The 303-nt window shown below is 59.7% G+C and carries 1 protein-coding gene; it reads left to right on the top strand.

Annotated features, from left to right (window positions below; all coding sequences use genetic code 11):
- Positions 1–303, top strand: a 303-nt coding sequence (locus tag AC0QHF_RS20795; RefSeq protein ID WP_324706153.1) for an Ig-like domain-containing protein, incomplete at both ends; no start/stop codon positions are given.

A 303-nucleotide genomic window follows, 5' to 3' on the forward strand; every position in this document is an offset into this window, starting at 1 on the left:
TCCGGCAACTGGAGTTTCACCCCCACCGCCGCCTTAACCGAAGGCACGTTTAGCTTGACGGCTCAAGCTACCGACGCGGCGGGGAACATCTCTGCAACATCGACAGCAACGAGCTTAATCATAGACTCCACCCCCCCTGTTGTCCCAATTATCACCATCGACGGTATCACCCCCGACACCACCCCCGATATCACCGGCACCGCCGAACCCGGAAGCACCGTCACTATTTATCAAGACGGAACCGAGCTCGGCACCACAATTGCCGACGCGGACGGTAACTGGACCTTTACCCCCACCGCCGCC

It is taken from the genome of Lyngbya sp. CCY1209 (assembly GCF_055795065.1).